This is a genomic window from Flavobacterium sp. CFS9 (assembly GCF_041154745.1).
Classification (GTDB): Bacteria; Bacteroidota; Bacteroidia; order Flavobacteriales; family Flavobacteriaceae; genus Flavobacterium.
Genome location: NZ_AP031573.1, coordinates 923,705 through 943,103 on the forward strand (window position 1 = coordinate 923,705; position 19,399 = coordinate 943,103).

General features: G+C 36.8%; 17 protein-coding genes and 1 tRNA gene. 12 read left to right on the top strand and 6 right to left on the bottom strand.

The genetic code is table 11. From position 1 onward, the window contains the following. Positions 1-177: 177 nt before the first annotated feature. The 6 genes from ACAM30_RS04010 to ACAM30_RS04035 all read left to right on the top strand — a co-directional run bounded on the left by ACAM30_RS04010 (position 178) and on the right by ACAM30_RS04035 (position 5,891). Positions 178-1,089 (top strand): alpha/beta hydrolase, encoded by a 912-nt coding sequence (locus ACAM30_RS04010; protein WP_369617338.1) that lies wholly within the window; start codon positions 178-180, stop codon positions 1,087-1,089. 219 nt (positions 1,090-1,308) lie between these two features. Next, positions 1,309-1,842 carry an AAA family ATPase gene (locus ACAM30_RS04015; RefSeq protein WP_369617339.1) on the top strand — a complete coding sequence of 178 codons (534 nt, stop codon included), beginning with the start codon at positions 1,309-1,311 and terminating at the stop codon, positions 1,840-1,842. Between the two features lie 65 nt (positions 1,843-1,907). After that, positions 1,908-3,803, top strand: a complete 1,896-nt coding sequence (locus ACAM30_RS04020) for an ATP-dependent DNA helicase RecQ (protein WP_369617340.1) — start codon at positions 1,908-1,910, stop codon at positions 3,801-3,803. After that, on the top strand, positions 3,803-4,750 hold the full coding sequence (gene fmt / locus ACAM30_RS04025; RefSeq protein WP_369617341.1) for a methionyl-tRNA formyltransferase: 948 nt from the start codon (positions 3,803-3,805) through the stop codon (positions 4,748-4,750). The genes ACAM30_RS04020 and fmt overlap by 1 nt, the downstream gene beginning before the upstream one ends. A gap of 179 nt (positions 4,751-4,929) precedes the next feature. After that, positions 4,930-5,202, top strand: a complete 273-nt coding sequence (locus ACAM30_RS04030) for an HU family DNA-binding protein (RefSeq protein ID WP_017498096.1) — start codon at positions 4,930-4,932, stop codon at positions 5,200-5,202. Positions 5,203-5,330: 128 nt separating this feature from the next. Further along, a complete protein-coding gene (locus ACAM30_RS04035; protein WP_026110149.1) occupies positions 5,331-5,891 on the top strand; it encodes a YqgE/AlgH family protein in 561 nt (186 codons plus the stop codon). On the opposite strand, the gene ACAM30_RS04040 is transcribed toward ACAM30_RS04035, so the two are convergent. Both ACAM30_RS04040 and ACAM30_RS04045 read right to left on the bottom strand, forming a co-directional pair. Beyond that, positions 5,888-6,727 (bottom strand): aminotransferase class IV, encoded by an 840-nt coding sequence (locus ACAM30_RS04040; protein WP_369617342.1) that lies wholly within the window; start codon positions 6,725-6,727, stop codon positions 5,888-5,890. The two genes, ACAM30_RS04035 and ACAM30_RS04040, sit on opposite strands and share 4 nt — an antisense overlap. Before the next feature lie 54 nt (positions 6,728-6,781). After that, positions 6,782-7,174, bottom strand: coding sequence for an START-like domain-containing protein (locus tag ACAM30_RS04045; protein ID WP_017498093.1), 393 nt, complete (start codon positions 7,172-7,174; stop codon positions 6,782-6,784). Positions 7,175-7,329: 155 nt separating this feature from the next. On the opposite strand from ACAM30_RS04045, the gene ACAM30_RS04050 reads away from it, so the two are divergent. The 6 genes from ACAM30_RS04050 to ACAM30_RS04075 all read left to right on the top strand — a co-directional run bounded on the left by ACAM30_RS04050 (position 7,330) and on the right by ACAM30_RS04075 (position 10,663). Then, positions 7,330-7,403: transfer RNA gene (locus ACAM30_RS04050), tRNA-Met, on the top strand. Positions 7,404-7,628: 225 nt separating this feature from the next. Further along, positions 7,629-7,886 (top strand): hypothetical protein, encoded by a 258-nt coding sequence (locus ACAM30_RS04055; RefSeq protein ID WP_369617343.1) that lies wholly within the window; start codon positions 7,629-7,631, stop codon positions 7,884-7,886. Positions 7,887-8,328: 442 nt separating this feature from the next. Then, entirely contained in the window at positions 8,329-8,727 is a 399-nt protein-coding gene (locus ACAM30_RS04060; protein ID WP_369617344.1) for a hypothetical protein, read from the top strand. A 178-nt stretch (positions 8,728-8,905) separates the two neighbouring features. Further along, complete coding sequence (locus ACAM30_RS04065; RefSeq protein ID WP_369618636.1) at positions 8,906-9,469, top strand: DUF6642 family protein; 564 nt, start codon at positions 8,906-8,908, stop codon at positions 9,467-9,469. Between the two features lie 3 nt (positions 9,470-9,472). Then, a complete protein-coding gene (locus ACAM30_RS04070; RefSeq protein WP_369617345.1) occupies positions 9,473-10,393 on the top strand; it encodes a helix-turn-helix domain-containing protein in 921 nt (306 codons plus the stop codon). A gap of 69 nt (positions 10,394-10,462) precedes the next feature. Further along, positions 10,463-10,663: a hypothetical protein gene (locus ACAM30_RS04075; protein WP_369617346.1), complete on the top strand. Its 201-nt coding sequence runs from the start codon at positions 10,463-10,465 to the stop codon at positions 10,661-10,663. A gap of 145 nt (positions 10,664-10,808) precedes the next feature. Here the strand turns inward: ACAM30_RS04075 and ACAM30_RS04080 are convergent, their stop codons facing one another. The 4 genes from ACAM30_RS04080 to ACAM30_RS04095 form a co-directional block, all read right to left on the bottom strand. After that, entirely contained in the window at positions 10,809-12,362 is a 1,554-nt protein-coding gene (locus ACAM30_RS04080) for a DUF5123 domain-containing protein (RefSeq protein WP_369617347.1), read from the bottom strand. 34 nt (positions 12,363-12,396) lie between these two features. Continuing rightward, on the bottom strand, positions 12,397-14,193 hold the full coding sequence (locus ACAM30_RS04085; RefSeq protein WP_369617348.1) for a RagB/SusD family nutrient uptake outer membrane protein: 1,797 nt from the start codon (positions 14,191-14,193) through the stop codon (positions 12,397-12,399). Between the two features lie 18 nt (positions 14,194-14,211). Then, positions 14,212-17,442, bottom strand: a complete 3,231-nt coding sequence (locus ACAM30_RS04090; RefSeq protein ID WP_369617349.1) for a SusC/RagA family TonB-linked outer membrane protein — start codon at positions 17,440-17,442, stop codon at positions 14,212-14,214. Between the two features lie 711 nt (positions 17,443-18,153). Beyond that, positions 18,154-19,320 (bottom strand): MFS transporter, encoded by a 1,167-nt coding sequence (locus ACAM30_RS04095; RefSeq protein ID WP_369617350.1) that lies wholly within the window; start codon positions 19,318-19,320, stop codon positions 18,154-18,156. Positions 19,321-19,399: the final 79 nt, after the last annotated feature.

A 19,399-nucleotide genomic window follows, 5' to 3' on the forward strand; every position in this document is an offset into this window, starting at 1 on the left:
AAGCAACAAAGGCATAAAGGTGCAGAGAAAAAAGCAACTGAAGATTATTTCATTGTAAACTTTACTCCTATATTTGAAAAAAAGAATACAGCGAAATTCATCACAAAGTTACAGAGCCACAAAGTTTTTTAACTCAGATCATTTTCTTATAGCGCTGCAAGATTGAACCATACCATAATGAAAAAAATTATCCTCTTACTTTTTACCACTCTCGCTTTTCACAATATTCACGCGCAAGAAATCAAAACTTTAACCTATTTCCAAAACGACACACTCAAACTGGATTTAGATTTATACCTGCCTAAGAAAAAAGCAAATGAGAAAACTCCATTAATTATATTCGCATTTGGAGGAGGATTCTCTGGTGGAGAACGAACCAGTGAAAAAGATTTTGGGCTTTTTATGGCGAAAAACGGATACGCGGTTGCCAGCATCTCCTACAGCCTGTACATGAAAGGAAAAGATTTTGGATGCAAAGGAACTTTAACCGAAAAGATAAAAGCCATTCAAATTGGCGTTAGTGATATGTGGCAGGCTACCTCCTTTTTAATTAAAAGTGCAGATCAATACAACCTCGACACTTCAAAATTCTTTATTTCCGGAATTAGTGCAGGTGCCGAAATTGGTTTTCATGCTTCGTTTTGGGATTACAAATTGATGAATTTGTACCAAAACAATTTAGCTCCTGATTTCAAATATGCCGGTTTCATTGGAGGCTCGGGTGCAATCATGGATATTAATTTAATTTCCAAAGAAAAAGCCATTCCGATGCTGTTAGCACACGGAAACAATGACGAAACGGTTCCTTACAATGCAGGCTCGCATCGCTCCTGTCCAACAAATGCCTCCGGCTGGCTGATTTTATTCGGATCTTATGCTGTATACAATCATATGACGGACTTGCATAAAAATATAGAATTGATTACTTTTTGCGGAGGCGGACATGAATTTTCCGGATATTTATTTCATGAAGGACAGCAATACGTTCTGGATTTTGCAAATAACGTTTTGAAAGGCAAAAAATTCGAATCACATTTGATTATTCCTTCCCAAAAGAAAAGCTCTGGAAATTATTTATTTTGTGAATAATCATTTTACCCCGATGGGGTTATAAATATTACGCCCGAATGGGGTTCTATAAATATTGCGTCCTGATGGGACTTATCAATATTTTCTAAAACATATTTACTTTTCCAACAGTTTCCTGAACCTTATATTTATTTTAAATGGCAAAATCATCCGGTTAAGACAAAATAATCTTTTTAAATACCAATAAGTTTAGGTAAATTTGCGCTTTATTTTTAGAAAGTGCAAAAACAAATTATAGTTCTCATTGGAGGCCCGGGAACGGGAAAATCTACTCTCATCAACGAATTGGTAGCTCGTGGCTACTGCTGTTACCCTGAAATTTCAAGACAAGTTACACTCGAAGCCCAACAAAGAGGCATCGAACAATTGTTCCTAGAACAACCTTTACTGTTTAGTGAAATGTTATTGAACGGTCGAATTAAACAATATAAAGACGCAGTTGAAGAACCACATGAAGTAGTCTTTATAGATCGCGGAATTCCTGATGTAACAGCTTACATGGATTACATTAATGATGATTATCCTGAGAGTTTTGTAAAAGCCTGTGAGGATTACAAATATTCAAAAACTTTCATTTTACCGCCATGGGAAGAAATTTACGAAAGCGACACTGAGCGCTACGAAAATTTTGAGCAGGCCGAAAAAATTCAGAAACATCTTGTTGATACCTATAAAAAATACGGCTACGACTTAATTGAAGTACCTAAAGATACGGTTGAAAACAGAATTCTTTATATCTTAGATAAAATTTAGGCAGGCGTTTAAAGTTGCAAAACTAGAAACTGATTTCTAAATTTTTTAACTTTAAAACACGACCAATGCCACAAGCGCAGGAAATTCTTTCGAAATACTGGAAACACGACAGTTTCAGACCGTTGCAAAAGGAGATTATTGACTCTGTTTTGGACGGTCAGGATACCTTTGCCCTGCTGCCAACAGGTGGAGGAAAATCGATTTGTTTTCAAGTGCCAAGCATGATGCTGGAAGGCATTTGCTTAGTCATTTCACCTTTAGTTGCTCTTATGAAAGATCAGGTTGCCAACCTGCAGAAACGCAACATAAAAGCCATTGCACTCACCGGAGGCATTCATACCGAAGAAATTATAGATCTTCTTGACAATTGTCAATACGGAAATTACAAGTTTCTTTATCTTTCTCCCGAAAGACTGCAATCAGACTGGATACTGGAGCGCATTAAAAACCTTCCGATTAATTTAATTGCAATCGACGAAGCGCATTGTGTTTCGCAATGGGGACACGATTTTCGTCCAGCTTACCTGAAAATTTCAGAACTTAAAAAGCATTTTCCAAAGATTCCGTTTTTAGCTTTAACCGCAACAGCAACACCCAGAGTCATCGAAGACATTAAAACAGAATTGGGATTAAAAGAACCCGTACTTTTTCAGCAATCTTTTGAAAGAAAAAATATTGCCTACATGGTTTTTGAAGTCGAAGACAAATTGTACCGCACCGAACAAATCTTAAAGAAAAACCCGCAGCCTTCTATTATATATGTACGAAACAGAAAATCGTGCATCAACCTTTCCACTCAATTACAATCATTAGGTTTTACTGCGACCTATTACCACGGCGGACTTTCAGCTAAAGAAAAAGACAAAAACATGCAGCTTTGGATGTCAGAACAAGCACAGGTTATTGTAGCAACTAATGCGTTTGGAATGGGAATCGACAAAGACAATGTAAAAACGGTTATTCATACACAACTACCGGAAAACTTAGAAAACTATTATCAGGAATCCGGAAGAGCGGGACGAAATGGAGAAAAAGCTTTTTCAGTATTGCTTTTTAATAATTCAGACGCCACGCAGACTGAACAGCAGTTTTTAAGTATTCTGCCCGATAAAAAGTTTTTAAAAACGATGTACATCAAACTCTGTAACTATTTTCAAATCGCTTACGGAGAAGGTTTAGACGAGTCCTTTTCTTTTAAACTAAATAATTTTTGCAACAAATACGATTTCCCTACCTTAAAGACATACAATGCATTGCAATTTTTAAACCAGCAGGGAATCATTACCTTGTCGCAGGAATTTTCAGAAAAAATTACTTTACAATTTATCATTGAATCCAAAGAAGTAATTCGATACATGAGCCTCAATCCAAACGACGAGGAAATTATATTAGCAATTCTAAGAACTTACCCCGGAGTGTACGAAATTAAAACTCCTTTTAATCTTTCGCTAATTGCAAAAAAATCACATCACACAGAAGAACAGGTTTTATCTCTTTTAGAAAAATTAAAAGAGAAAGAAATTATCGAATACAAAGCCAAAAACAACGATTCGACTGTACTATTTAATGAAGTACGTGAAGACGAGTTAACCATAAATCGTGTTTCTAAATACCTGGAAAAGCAGAATGAACTTAAAAAAGAACAACTTTCCTCTGTCCTATATTATATAAAGGAAAACAAAACTTGTAAAAACAGATTGATTCTGGATTATTTTGGAGAAGAAACCAATGAAAACTGTGGTGTTTGCTCCTATTGCATTACGCTAAAAGGAAAAATCACTGAAGCCGATTCGATTGCAGATAAAATTCTGTATTTATTAAAATCAACCGCTCTGACTTCCAGAGAAATTCAGTCACAAATTAAACTGGATGCCAACGATATTATTTTGGTACTTCAGGAATTATTAGAAAACAATCATATCACCATACTGGGGAACAATAAATACACTTTAAAATCATAATGGAAAAATTGAGAATTATTTTCATGGGGACTCCCGAATTTGCTGTTGGCATTTTGGACACCATTCTTAAAAACAACTACAATGTCGTTGGCGTAATTACTGCAGCAGACAAACCTGCAGGACGCGGACAAAAAATAAAATACTCTGCAGTAAAAGAATATGCACTGGCAAACAATCTTACCTTACTTCAGCCTACAAACTTAAAAGACGAAAGTTTCTTAGCGGAATTAAAAGCTTTAAACGCCAACTTACAAATTGTAGTTGCCTTCAGAATGCTTCCAAAAGTAGTCTGGGAAATGCCGGAATTTGGAACATTTAACCTCCATGCTTCCTTATTACCAAATTACCGCGGTGCTGCACCAATTAACTGGGCCATTATTAACGGAGAAACCAAAACCGGAGTAACCACCTTCTTTATAGACGATAAAATAGATACCGGAGCAATGATTCTGAATTCAGAAATTGCAATTGAACCGGAAGAAAATGCCGGACAATTACACGACCGACTTATGGTATTAGGAAGCGAAACGGTTATTGATACTTTAAAAGTTATCGAAAGCGGAAATGTAAAAACTACCATTCAGGAAGACAATGCCGAAATAAAAACCGCTTACAAATTAAACAAAGAAAACTGCAAAATCGACTGGACCAAATCCGGTGCAGAAATCAACAATCTCATTCGAGGTTTAAGTCCGTATCCTGCATCCTGGTGCTTTTTAAAAGACAAAGAGGAAGAACAAACCATCAAAATATATGAAGCAAAACTGCTTTCCGATACACATTCTCATGAAGCAGGAAGTCTGATTTGCAGTAAAAAAGAAATCAAAATTGCAGTTCACGACGGCTATATTCAAATTTTAAGTTTACAGCTGCCCGGAAAAAAAAGAATGCAGGTGACAGAATTACTAAATGGAATCACTTTTTCTGAAAGCGCCAAAGTCTATTAAGGTCAATAAAACAGGGGTTTCTACCTGATTTTGACCATCTAACACTCTGCTTTATGAACAAAAAAAGCAAGTTATTAACAATTTTTGCTAAAATTAAAGAAAACACTTGCAAGGAACGGATTTCCTACTAAATTTGTGTATTAACAATTTTTTTTAACCAACAATTAATAACTAATATTATGAACAAATCAGAATTAATCGATGCTATCGCTGCTGATGCAGGAATCACAAAAGCTGCGGCAAAATTAGCTTTAGAGTCATTTTTAGGGAACGTAGGAGCTACTCTAAAGAAAGGTGGGAGAGTTTCATTAGTAGGTTTTGGATCATGGTCTGTATCTGCTAGAGCTGCAAGAGACGGTAGAAACCCGCAAACAGGAAAAACTATTCAAATCGCTGCGAAAAATGTTGTAAAATTCAAAGCTGGAGCTGAATTAGAAGGTGCAGTGAACTAAGTAAGAAAGTTCTCTAAACTAATAATATAATCAAAACCCTTCTTATGAAGGGTTTTTTTTTGCGCTTCAACGATTTTATTTGGGATTTTAGAAATTTTATGATTAAATTTAATAAAAATTGTAGCCGTATGATTTCAGAAAAATTAAAAAAAGGACACCTGCTTATTGCCGAGCCTTCTATAATTGGAGATTTATCATTTAATAGATCGGTAATTTTATTAGCAGACCATAACAAAGAAGGATCAATAGGATTTATCATTAATAAACCTTTAAAGTATACTATTAATGACCTGATTCCTGAGATTGAAGCCTCTTTCAAGATATATAACGGAGGTCCTGTTGAACAGGATAACCTTTATTTTATTCACAATATTCCAGAGTTAATCCCGAATAGTGTTGAGATTTCTAATGGAATTTATTGGGGAGGTGATTTTGAATCGACCAAAGACTTAATAAACAACGGATCTATCAGTAAAAATAACATTCGTTTTTTCTTAGGCTATACCGGTTGGGATGAAAATCAGCTTGAGAATGAAATGCAGGGAAACTCCTGGATCATTGCCGATAATAGTTATAAAAACAAAATTATCGGAAAATCGACCACTCATTTCTGGAAAGAGCAAATCATTGAACTTGGAGGTGACTATCTTATTTGGTCAAATGCACCTGAAAATCCATATCTGAATTAATTTTCAGAAATGGATTCGTTCAGCTTTTGTAATAACAGATGAGCCAAATTACTTGTAAAGTCCTTTTTTCGATATTTCGTAATCGGCTGTATCCCCATGATTACATTAGTCAGAAATAATTCATCTGCTTTTTGAAGATCAAATGGTGAAATTATTTCTTCCACTGCTTCTATGCCCTCTACTTTTTTAGCCAAAGCTAAAATCTGCTTGCGCATCACACCGTTCAAACAACCTTCAGAAATTGGCGGGGTAATTAATTTCTTCCCCATTACCATAAACAAATTCCCCTGCAATACCTCAACAACATTTTTAGTATCGTTAAGCAAAATACAATTGGCCAAGCCATTTTCGTGAGCAAAAATACTTCCGGTAACATTTATCATCTTATTAGTAGTTTTGATAGACGATAACAATTGCTTGGTCACATAGAAATCCTTATACAAATCCACTTCGTATTCAACTGAATTTAAGGAATATAAAACTTCTTCAAGTACTGTCGCATGAATCAAATACGAAACCTCATTTGTTTTAGGCAAGTAAAGTCCGCCCTCTTTTCTAAAAACAGTAATTCTGGCTCTGGCAGATGCCGAAATACCTTTTTGCTGAACCAGACTTAAAATTTGTTCTTCAAAATATTCCATCGTAAAATTCATTGGAATTTCCATTCGAACCACACGCATAGAAGCCATTAATCTGAAATAATGATCTTCAAGGAACAAGATTTTATTATTGATAATTTTTACTGTTTCAAAAACACCATCTCCGTATAAAAATGCGCGGTTTTGAGTTAATATATTATCTTCTTCTGCTACTATATTTCCGTTAAAATTAATCATAAAAAAACCCTGAATTTTGTTCAGGGCAAATATAAGGTATAAAATAGAATTTTACTAAACAGATCCGATAAGATGTTTCAGGTCTGAGATCTGATTCTCCCACAGTTGTTTAGCTTCTCCCACTTCCTCTTTATCAGCAAAATCTACTACCATTAACGACACGTCTTTGGTAAGTTCATCAACCAAAATGTGCAATTCAAAAAAATACTCAGTGTCTTTACTACTTTCATCCACCCATTTGAATTTGACTTTTTCACCTGTTTTTTTGGAAGCCAAACGTGCTTTTTCCTGTGAGTCGTTCCAGATAAAAGTAAAAAATTCTCCTCTTGAATTTACATTATCAGCAAACCATTCTGATAATCCTGACGGAGTTGATATATATTGATACAATAGTTGCGGCGAAGAATTGATCGGAAACTCGATTTCGTAACGTATTTTTGGATCCATGTGCTACTTTTAATTTTTTTGGAAATATAAGAATATATGTCCAAAAACAACACGTTTTTAAAAATATTTTTTTTTCTTCATTTTATGCTTGCATGCTTTAATATTATTTCTATCTTTGCACCCGCAATGAGGAACACGGTTCTACTTGCAGTCTTGGCGAGGTAGCTCAGTTGGTTAGAGCGCAGGATTCATAACCCTGAGGTCACGGGTTCAACTCCCGTCCTCGCTACAAAAAATAAACCCCTAATCATCAATTGATTAGGGGTTTTTATTTAAATTTACACTCACTCTAACCAGCTAATTAGAATGAGGAAATTAAAAAAAAAGCAACTGGAATTCGAACAATGTAAACAATACGACAGCGGACTTCAGACTTTGTACTTCTTCTTTTTTATAAGAAAAGTATGCGGACAGGTCAGAATAGTATTTTATAAGCTAAATCATTTATAAAAACATGGATATAGTTAAATTTAAAATCACGTCAAAAACGATAAAAGTAGAAGTACGCAATTCGAATAACTACGTTTTTAATTTCAACACTGCTTTAGAGATTGAAAAAGAAGACAGAGACGTTTTATTAAGACTGTACAATGCGTTGGACCTTCTTTTTAAAAAAGAAACTCATCCTGAGATTAAAAACTATATTTCACCCAATCAAACTAACATTTTGGATCAGATTTCTGCTGCTGATAATCTGGAGCAGGAAAAATAAACCATCGTTAGTTTATCGTTGGAAATTTATTTCTCAAAAAGAGGAAGTCTCCGCAACATGAGATTTTCTCTTTTTTTTATTTTTTTGTTAGATTCTAAACAATTTTAGTAAAACAAAATTCCAATCTACAATTTTTGTTTTCAAAAATAACTTCTCTAAAACCTTAATCTGAGGCCCACACCGTCTTTCACGGGACCAAAATCAAAAATTTACTTCAAAATCCAGACTAAAATCAGGTATTTCTACTTAGTGAATTAATCCATTAAAAAACGATTTTTGTTTCAAATTACGTGAAACCGTAAGTTATTCTCTGAAAACTGATATAACTTAGCGTAGCAAAAATCACAAAAAGAAAACTATAACACTTAACCATAAAATAAAAACCAAAAAAAAACGAACCATGGAAAAACTTTGGTGTTGGCGTTGCAAAACAGAAGTTCCTATGTTACATCCAGAAGAATATCAAATTGCAACTAAACTCTATCGTAATGGCTTTGAACATGGGAAATGTAATATGACCAGAACAGAGCGATTCAGTGAACTACTTAATTACTATAAGCAACTAACCGGATTTAAAGAAACCAATCCCAATGCGATTATGCATCATCGAATTGATCTTTACGGCCCTCCTTGCGAATGTTGTTCTAAACCTTACCGAACTCCTCAGGCAACATTCTGCGCAGCCTGCGGACACAAAAGAACAACGACAGTAACCAACAGTGATCACACTTTTACAGAAGAGGAACAAAAATGGTGGCAAAAATTATTGGAATCAAACACCTTTAGCCAGCCAGTGCTTGCTGTTAGTGCTTTAATGGCAAAACTGGATTTAAATTTATAAAAATCAAAAAAAACGAACTCAATCCTGGAATCCATTTTTAGTTGTACTAAAAGTGGATTTTCTGCTTTCAGGAATATGCAGCTGTTTCTTTAATGTAAAAAATGCGTTAAAATAGCTTTCGGACAGCAATTCTTCGACAATTAAAAATACTTTTGTGAGAACGAAAACACACATTGGTATGGATTCCGAAAAATTCATCTTCTGCCTCGAAGGCGTTCCCGACATCGAAAACCACTCTGTTACCCAGGTCGTAAAAAACCTGGAAGAAATCGCTATTGATCAGGGTATTGCCAGTATTTACAAAACTTGCGACACGATTGAGGGCCTGGAAGAAAGCCTGAATGTTTTGCTTTATGAAGATCACAATTTTAAGGATTACGAAATTATATATTTGGTAATGCCGGGTGAGCCCAACAACATCTGTCTGCACGATTACTATTATAGTCTGGAAGAAATCGCAGAACTTTTTGAAGGAAAGATGAAAGGAAAAATTATTCATTTTGCCAATTTAAAAGTACTTGATTTAAACGACGAAGAAGCGCAGTACTTTTTGGACATTACCGGTGCACGGGCGATTTCGGGTTACGGCTCTACTTATAATAAGATCGCCAGCTGCAGTACAATCGACAAAGCTTTTTTTAGTCTGTATCAGGAAAATGATGACATTACAGAAGTGGTAGAAGAGCTTTATCAGAAACATTATGCTCTTTGCAAATTACTAGATTTTAGACTGTATTATTAAATTATGAAAAGCAATGCCGACGGAGAGATAAAAACCTATGGCGCGAAAGTGTTTCGTGAAAAATTTCTGGGACAGGAAAATCCAATGCATTTGTTATTTAAATCCAGCTCTGATCATTTTTTTTGTCTGGAAATGGAAGAAATGATGCAGCTTCGTTATGCTGTTCCTCCTTCAAAACACAGTTGTCATACTATACTTTTTGTGACTTCCGGAGTTCACATTGCAAAGGTTGGTTTCGAAGAATATCAAACCAGTCCAAATGAAATGCTTATTGTTCCGGCCGGGCAGATTTTCTCTATTGAGCACATTAATACGAAGCATATTGGTTTTATTTGCCAGTTTCATCCGGATGTTTTGATCGGCAAATACGGCAACAGTGAAATGCTAAATGATTTCGACTTTCTTAAAATTGGAGGAAATCCAAAAATTATAATCGCTCCGGACAACTTCCCTTTTATAGTTAATCTTTTTGAGCGTTTACAGGCCGCTTATCTTGAAACTGAAATTGATAATTCTGATATTGTTCAGGCTTATTTAATGGCTCTGTTCTTTGAGATGAATAAAAATGCTCCCAAAACATCCAAAAGTAATACCGCTGCAGCTGTTATTTTTGCTAAGTTCAAAAAACTCATTTACGCTAATATCAGGACGCATCATCAGGTAAATTATTACGCCTCTTTGCTTAATATCACTCCCAATCATTTAAACAAATCGGTCAAATCGGCAACCGGCAAGTCTGCAGTAAAATGGATTGATGAAACCATTTTAACAGAAGCAAAATACCTGCTGTATCAAACTACCCTTTCTGTAAGTGAAATCGCTATGCAGGTAGGACACGAGGATCATTCTTACTTTAGCCGTTTCTTTAAAAAACACGAAGGAATCACTCCTATTCAATATCGAAAATTGATTGATAAGTCCTAATTATTGCTTCCTGCATCCTATAAACTTGAAAAACGTTTATTGAAATTTGTTCCGTTAAAAAAGCAAATTATGATTTACGTTTTCAAAACATCCGTTGACACACCATCAAAGCTGGAATTCGCAAGTGCATTACTTGATGAACTGATACCAAATGCGATATGGAATTTTGACCTTGAAGACTGTGATAATATTTTAAGAATTGACAGTGAGGCCGAAATCAATGAAAACATTCTCAGGAATGAGATTTTCGATTGTGTCGAATTAGAATAAATTCAAAAAAAGTACATCATACAACACTTGCCTGTTTGTTAGAAAAACTTAATTTGAATAGTACCCAATTTTCTCCTCTATACCAAAAAACAGGGATACAAAACTAATTACATCCCTGTTTCTTTTTAAACCATTTATAAACTGACTATTGTCTCCAGCGTGGATCTCCTACGTTTTTATCGATTAACATTTGATTCTTAAGAGTAAAATTTCCAGTCGCACTATTCGCAAACTGAGGATCTAACGTTCCGTAAGTTCCCGAAGCATCATATTTTACCGCAGCAACACCGGCCGTATACAATGCAGCCGAATTAAAATAGTTGTTATTTAAGAAAGTAGGTGCTGTTGTCGAGGTCTGATTGGTATACATCGCTAATGGTGTTTCAAAAAGCGTGTTGCGAATTGTTGAAGCATTACTGGCAAAACGCACGTACAAAATTCTGTTAGAAGCTGTCATCGCTTTATTTGAAATGGTACAGGCATCTACCAATACCGTAGTTGTTAAACCTGTTCCGGTAATGTTAGGCGCGTTATCGATACGAATAAAATCACGGCCTGTAGCACAATTATTAAAAGTACTATTCTTAAGAGTCAACGATGCCAAATGCGAGGTTCTAAAATCGATACAATCTCCTTGTACCGTTAATATATTTGTCACAACACTATTTTCAACCGTCACCAAAACAATTTTAGTAATCCCGGTTGCCGTTTGTGTTATAAATGATTTCACAAAATCATGAACATTACAACCACTAATTAAAAGTGCACCGTAAGCAGTACTTACTTCATTGTATTTCACCGCATCACTTTGAGTTTTGTCTCCATTGATATCCAAATCAATTAAACTAACATTTTTAGCTCCTGCGTTGAGCGTAAACTTATTATGAAGCAAGGGTTTATTATCGCTTCTTAGACCTCTAATCGTAATTGATTTATTCAAAATAATTTCACCCACAAAAACATTGTATTCTCCCGGCATCAATACCAATACTGCATCAGGATCTGCGGCTGCGATTTTTGCATTCAGGTCATCCGTAGGCTTAACCAAAGTAGCGGTTCCAATATCAATTCCTGTTGTAAAAGTAACCACTCCTCTCTTTTTGGATCCGTTAAACAAAGTGGCGGTATAGGCCGTTTCTCCTGTAAGTCCTGAAACTATCGCTGCACCGGCAGTTTTTTCAGCTGCTGTGATCGTATGAGTAATTCCGCCCGGACCCGCAGTAATTTGGGTAACCGAACTATTAGGCGTCCATCTTAACGTCACTTGTTTCGCTTCGATATCGGCAGGCTGCACAGGGAAGAAGATTTGCTCTGTTAATGTTGCTGCCGTTGTTACGGACCATTTCGAATCGGCTAGCCCTGAAGCACTGACTGCTTTTACTCTTATCGAATAAACGGTTTCACCTTCCAATGCTACTTTTACGGGAAGCTCTTTGGCGGTAACATTAATCGTTTTGTAAATTGTTTTAAAATCGGGATCATCAGCACTGAATTCTACCGTATAATGATCAACATCCTCTTTTGTTGTCCAGTTTAATTCGACCGTGGTTTGATTTTTAACTGCCGCTTTCAGTTCGATTGGAGAGAATACTCTATTGGCTCCTATATCTTCCAGCACTGCTTCATTGTAACTTTCGCAACCGGCAATTACCAATAAAAACATAGCCAGCAATCCTTTAAATGTATATTTTGCGTTCATAATTCTAAAACTATAGTTTATTTGTAAATTGTTTTTAGTTTCCGAAAACCCAGTCATTTGCTAACTGGCCATTACTTCCGTCAATAAACGTTTGCCAGATTGGCCAAAATTGTCTTTTATCAGGATTAACTCCCGCTTTGTAGAGTGTACTTATTTTGTTATCGTCCAGCTTATCCCAGCTTTTTGAGGTATAATCTGCACCCTGCGCCTGAGTTTCTCCACGGTTTAAACCATAAATCTCCAGTGTCGTATTATCTGCTTTGTATTTGTAATAAAGGGTTGAAGGCACATTAGCATATTCATCAGTGCGTGCTTTTAAACGGGTCATTTTAACTTTTGCTTCGTCTAATTTTGTTTTCAATAAATTCCAGCGAATCAGCGCAAACTTACGTTCCATTTCTCCGGTAAACTCATATTTATTCTCCTCGACAATACCGTTCATCATGGCCTGCTTACTGCTCAGACCGTCTACATACGCCTCTACTTTTACTGCCTGATTTTGCGAAGCAAACGCTCTGCGGCGGATTTCTTTTAAGTAGACTGCGGCAGATCCCGGGCCTTCTAATTCATTTGCCGTTTCAGCGGCCATTAAAAGCACCTCGGCATAACGCATGTAAATCTTATTTACCCCATCGTCATTTGGTGCCGAAACGATACGATTCATCCATTCGAAACGATATTTACCAAAATACCAAGTTTGTAAATCTGTAAGTTCCTGTTTGGATTTACCATTTACCGCAGCTCCCCATTTGTAAGGCACACAGGTAACATCTCTGCGGCTGTCGGCCTGATCGTAGTCATAAAAAACAAACGGTAATGGTCCGTTTACCCCTCCTTTATTGGTTCCCATCTGCTGAAACTGATCGGATGCATCATGTCGCACCGCAAAAGTGAACAACATTCTGCCACGTGTCGCTGCAAAAGGAATTTCCCAAAGAGATTCTCCTCCGGCTGTTACACTTTCCTGATTGTATTTTCTCCATAAACCTTCAAAAGTAGGCTCTAATCGCGCAGAACCACTGGCAATTACGGAACGGCATTCGTCTAACGCCAATTTATACATCGCAGCTACCGAAAGCTCCGGAGCCGTACTTCTTCTCACTCCATCCGGATATTGCTGAAAACCACTGGCCATCAAAGCCAAACGGGCTCTTAATCCTTTTACAAAAGCTTTGTTTACACGCTCTGTGCTTGTTGTTGCAGCAGTTTCATTAGGCCATGCGACTAAAGTTGAAGCTTCGCCTAAATCGGCAATTAACTGTTTGTAAATTTCGTCACGACTTGTTTTAGGCACATAGATTGTCGAAGTAGAAACAGGCTCAAAACGAGCAGGGACATCTCCCCAGTTTCTGATCAGATCGGCATAATAAACCGCACGTAAAGTCAGTGCTTCTCCCAGCAGCTGCCCCATCTCTGTATTGGGTAATGGATTGCCGTACTTTCGCAGCCCTCTGATACACAAATTAGCACGTTCAATTCCTTCATACATCATGGCCCAGGCATTCTTTGGCGAGTTCATTTCCGTATTATCCGCTTTTGCGTCATAAACTACGAGATCCGATTTGACATTATCACTTGAAGAAGTCAAAAGCCATTCTGTATCGGTATTTAATCCTTGATAAGTCAAAAGTCTTCCTCGATAAGATTGCTCCTCTCCAAAGGAAACTTTTATTCCATCGACAGCACCCTGAGCTAATCCGGCAGTAGAAAAAATAAGCTGTTCGTCTAAGGTTGACTGTGCCGGCGTGTCAAAATATTCCTCCCCAAAATCCTGACAAGAAGTCAACAAACCTGAGATTATCAATCCTGCTATTATTACTTTATATTTCATTTTGTGATACGTTTTAAATTAGAAATTAAGGTTTAAACCAAAAACCAACTGCCTGCTGCGCGGATAAGCCGAATAATCAACTCCCGGTGTTAACGGAGTTTTCCTTCTTGTTGATACTTCAGGATCCGGACCGGAGTAATTTGTAATTACAAACACGTTCGTTGCTGTAAAATAAAATCTCAATTTACTTACTCCCAGCTTAGACGTTAAGGCTTGCGGTGTACTATAACCTAAAGTCAGCGTATTCAGTCTGAAGAACGAACCATCTTCTACCGCCCAGTCTGTAAACATGAATTTTTGCATGTAAGGAGACCACATCGTAGTATTGGCATTCAGCGCTTCTAAAGCAGCAGGATCTGTTACCAATTGTCCCGAAGCAGGATCTAAATTGGTCCATCTTTTACCATCTGCCATCTCGGTGCTTAAATTCTTGTATTGCCCGTTTCGGTTTGCTGTTGAAAACTCGGCTTTATTGGCATTGTAAATATCATTACCCACACTCCAGTTAAAAGCTGCAGAAAGATCAAAACCGTAAGCATTTGCATTAACAACCAAACCTCCGGTATGTTTAGGGTTAGAATTCCCTATTACTTTTTGATCCGATGCTGTCACTTTATTATCAGCAGAACCATCTGTATTTTTCAGCTTCATCATCCCCGGCTGTAAAGCACCTACTACACTGCTTGCATCAACAACTCCGGCTTTTAAGGTGTACTTTCCTCCTGCATAATCAAAATCTGAAACTTCATAGCGTCCGTCACTTTGATACCCGTACATTAATCCCATTGGAGAACCTACATTTACCACATAATCATTCCCAACATCAGTAGACGCCCAATTGGTATTGGTCCCAAAATTATCCATTACTCCAAGAGAGTTGATTCGGTTTTTATTCATTCCAATATTCACAGAAAAACTCAAACCATAATTTTTCTTTTCAAGGGCGATAAAATTCAGGGTGGCTTCAAAACCGGTATTTTGTGTTTCACCCATATTTCTAAACTGGGTTTTGTATCCTGTACCTCCTACCGGGAATTCGATCAGTAAGTCCTTCGTTACATTTTTGTACACGTCAAAAGTTCCGTTCAGACGATTTTTGAAAAACCCGAAATCAAGACCAATATTTTGCGTTACGGTAGTCTCCCACTTCAAATCCGGATTTGCCAAAACACTCGATGGAGACCAATAGCTGTCGAAACCGTTGATGAACCCATTTGTACTGGACAAATAACTCTGAACCGTTTGCCCCACAGGAATGTTATTGTTACCCGCCTCACCATAACTAAGTCTTAGCTTTAGAAGATTTAACCACGAAGCATTTTTCAGGAAATTCTCTTCAGAAATTTTCCATGCTGCCGCTGCTGCCGGGAAATACCCCCAACGGTTGTCTCCTAAAAATCTGCTGGAACCGTCTGCACGGAAAGAAGCCGTTAATAAATAACGATCTTTAAAATCATAATTTAAACGCCCGAAAAAGGACAGTAATTTATCGTCCGGACTGTAAAAATTATCCACCGAAAAAGGGGTTCCCTGTGTCGTTAATTTCTTGGCCTGATCTAAATCAAAAAATTCCGGGTAATTTAAAATCGTGGTGGTTACGGTGTTTGAGGTTGTCGTAATCATCTCTTCTCCTAAAAGCGCTGTTAAATGATGATTGTCTCCAAGAATATTTTTAAAATCATAGTTTAAAGTATTCGCATTTCTGAAACGTACGTCTTTACGATCGCTCATGACCATACCCGGTTTTCCTGCACCAATCTTGGCAGTACTGGAAAAATAAGTAGAAGAACCGTAAAAACGATAATCCGAATAATTAGAATTATCCAATCCTAAATCACTTTGAAATTTTAAGTCTTTGGCCAGTTTCCAACCAAAGCTTCCCAATAAATTGTAATTTTTTCGGTACTGCTGACGGTCATTGTCTGTTATGGCTAAAAATGGATTTACCAGATAACTGTTCACCGACTGGTCGTCATTATCTGTAGTTAATCCCGGCATTGGAATTGGTGCGTAACCAACACTATGACGCAAACGGCTGTCTAATGACGAAGCCTGATTCTGATCGTTTGCACCACCACCATTTATATCAGTATCAGAGTAACGCACTGTAAATCCAAGGTCAATTTTTTCGCTTGCTTTATTTTTTAAGGCCAATGAAAGGTTATTTCTTTTAAAATTCGAACCTGCCATAATTGCTTTTTCATCGTAATACGCATAGTTGAAGTTGTAACTAAGCTTTTCATTCCCTCCACGAATTCCTAAATCACGGCTGTTTACTTCACCGCGACGGCCGTAAACCTGCTTTTGCCAATCCGTTCCTTTTAAACCGTTATACAAATCGCGATCCTGCCAGTTCCCAAAATACTTGGTATAAGAACTTGGATTACTCAAAATCGTTTTATCCGTCTGATCCAATAAAGCATACTCGTATTGCCATTTTACAAAATCATCAACCGGAAGAACCTCAATTTCTTTGGCCATGGTTTTCATTCCGTAAAACATATTATAGCTCACAGCCATTTTTCCGTCTTTACCTGTTTTAGTCGTAATAATAATAACCCCGTTTGCTCCTCTAGATCCGTAGATTGCAGTAGAAGACGCATCTTTCAACACCGTCATCGATTCGACATTAGAAGCCGCAATATCACTCATGCTGTTTACCGGAAAACCATCTACAATAATTAATGGAGAAGCATCTTGTGTTAACGACCCGCCACCACGTACTCTGATTTTAATATCGGCATCCGGTGAACCTTCGCTTGAAGTAACCTGAACTCCGGCAATTCTACCTGTTAAAGCTTCAGCAATATTAGAAACCGGAACTTTTTTCAGATCATTTCCTGAAATGGAAGAAACTGCCCCTGTCAGATCTGATTTTTTAACCGTACCGTAACCCACTACCACCACTTCATTTAAAGCATTTGAATCTTCGAGCAAAACAACATCAACTTTCGTTTTTCCGGTAGCATTGACTTCTTTAGTTTTAAAACCTATAAAGGAATAAGTTACAACCGCTTTAGGATTGGTCAATTTTAACTTATAGCGTCCGTCAAAATCTGAAGAAGTTCCGTTTTTGGTTCCTTTCTCTACTATATTAACACCCGGCAACGTAAGTCCTGCAGCATCCTTAACGGTTCCTTCGAGTGTAATACTTTGCGCATGCATTTGATTGCCGGCCAGTAAGCACAATAAGAAAACAACTGCAAAGCAACAATTTGCTCCTTTGTTAAATAAATCTTTAAAATTCATGGTTAATGGTTTAAGTGATTAATTGTTTTAGGTACTATTTGTGGTTATTCATTTTTTTTACGGTGTACTTTCCTCTCAATTTAGAAAACCGTTCTTCTTCAACTGCAATATCATTTTTTCAGTTGTTTTTACGTATCCTTTTCGGAGTCTTTTTTTCATCAATAAAAAATTTGTAATCGATTACACAAACATAAATCTTTTTTTGACATAAAAAACTAAAAATCACAAAAAATTCCCAAAATAAATAACATACCAAAAATAAAACCGCCTTTTTATATCACAAATGCAATTTAAGCTTGATATAAATAGTAAATATATTTTTATTTTTTTAGTGAATTCCTGCGGTTTCACAAAAAAAATAATCGATTACAAGAAAACTCATTGCCATATTGTTAACTTCTTTTTCCTGCTTTTTTAATGGCCGTTTTTTCAAAAAAAATAACAAAAAACCGAATTCCTGTCACAAAAATTATTACTTCCGAAGTCACGCCACCGCTACAAAGACACCATATTCTTACTAAAAAGAAACACTACATACCACAACCCTGGTTAGAATGAATCCAAAAACAATAAAAGGCAAAAAAAAGAGTCTTTGAACCCGATAAGTTCAAAGACTCTTTTCATATAATTTGCAAAAATTAATATCAGCTAACTTTTTACTGCTTATTCTTCTTTCACATAGCCTAAATCTGACTAGTTATAACAGGAGCATTACGCTTTTTGCAACTGTAAATTCCCTTTATGTTTCTGCATTAAAGCAAATGTAATCACCATACCGCTTAACGCCATAACCAAACCAATTAAATTTGGCGAAGCATAGCTGTACCCAGCAGACAAAGGCAAACCTCCTAAAAAGGCTCCCAACGCATTTCCAATATTAAAACTTCCCTGCAGCGCGGCCGAAGCAATCATTTCGGCATCCTTGGCTGTTTTGATCATTAACATTTGGATTGGAGCAATCACCGAAAAAGAAACAGCACCCGTTAAAAAAGTCAGGAATAAGGACACATATTGATTGAATGAGAAGAAGTACACCATAATTAAATCAATCGCCATCACAAAAAGCAATGCCAATACAGTGGGTGCAGGAGAATATTTATCCGCCAGTTTACCTCCGGCAAAATTACCTACCAGCATTCCTAAACCGGCTAGAATCAAAATATAGGACACATCCTCAGGTGCAAACTTCGAAACATTTGTCATTAGAGGTGCGATATAGCTAATCCATGCAAAAAGACCTCCAAATCCAATAGCTGTAATTCCAATAATTAACCAGGCTTCTGTTTTCTTAAAGAACAATAACTGGGTTTTCATATTGACACTTCCGCTCTTTTCCAGATTTGGCATCCATAGCGAAATAAATAAAAACGTTAACAAACCTACAGCGGCAATTAAAACAAATGTATAGCGCCAGATAAAGTTATGTCCAATATAAGTACCAATAGGCACACCGATTAAATTCGCCAGTGTTAAACCCGAAAACATAATGGCGATCGCCTGAGCTTCTTTACCCTTATCGGCCAAACGGCTCGCGACTACAGCTCCTACGCCAAAAAAAGCTCCGTGCGGTAATCCCGATAGAAATCTTGAAGCGAATAGAAAATTATAGTCAGGCGCAATAATCGAAAGAGCATTAAATACCGTCAGCATCAAAGCCAAAATTAAAAGCATTTTTTTGGGTGCAAAATTTCTTCCCAGAATAACCAGTAAAGGCGCACCAATGACAACACCAAGTGCATAAGCAGAGATTAAATATCCGGCAACCGGAATCGAAACTTTCATATCTGAAGCAATATCAGGCAGCAAACCCATCATGACAAATTCGGTAATTCCGATAGTCAAACCTCCTAATGAGAGTGCAATAAGACTTTTTTTCATTTGTTTGTAATAGAAAGGAATAGAATTTCTATGCTGCAAATTTAACACCGTTAAGCGGAAAATAAATTGTACATTTGCG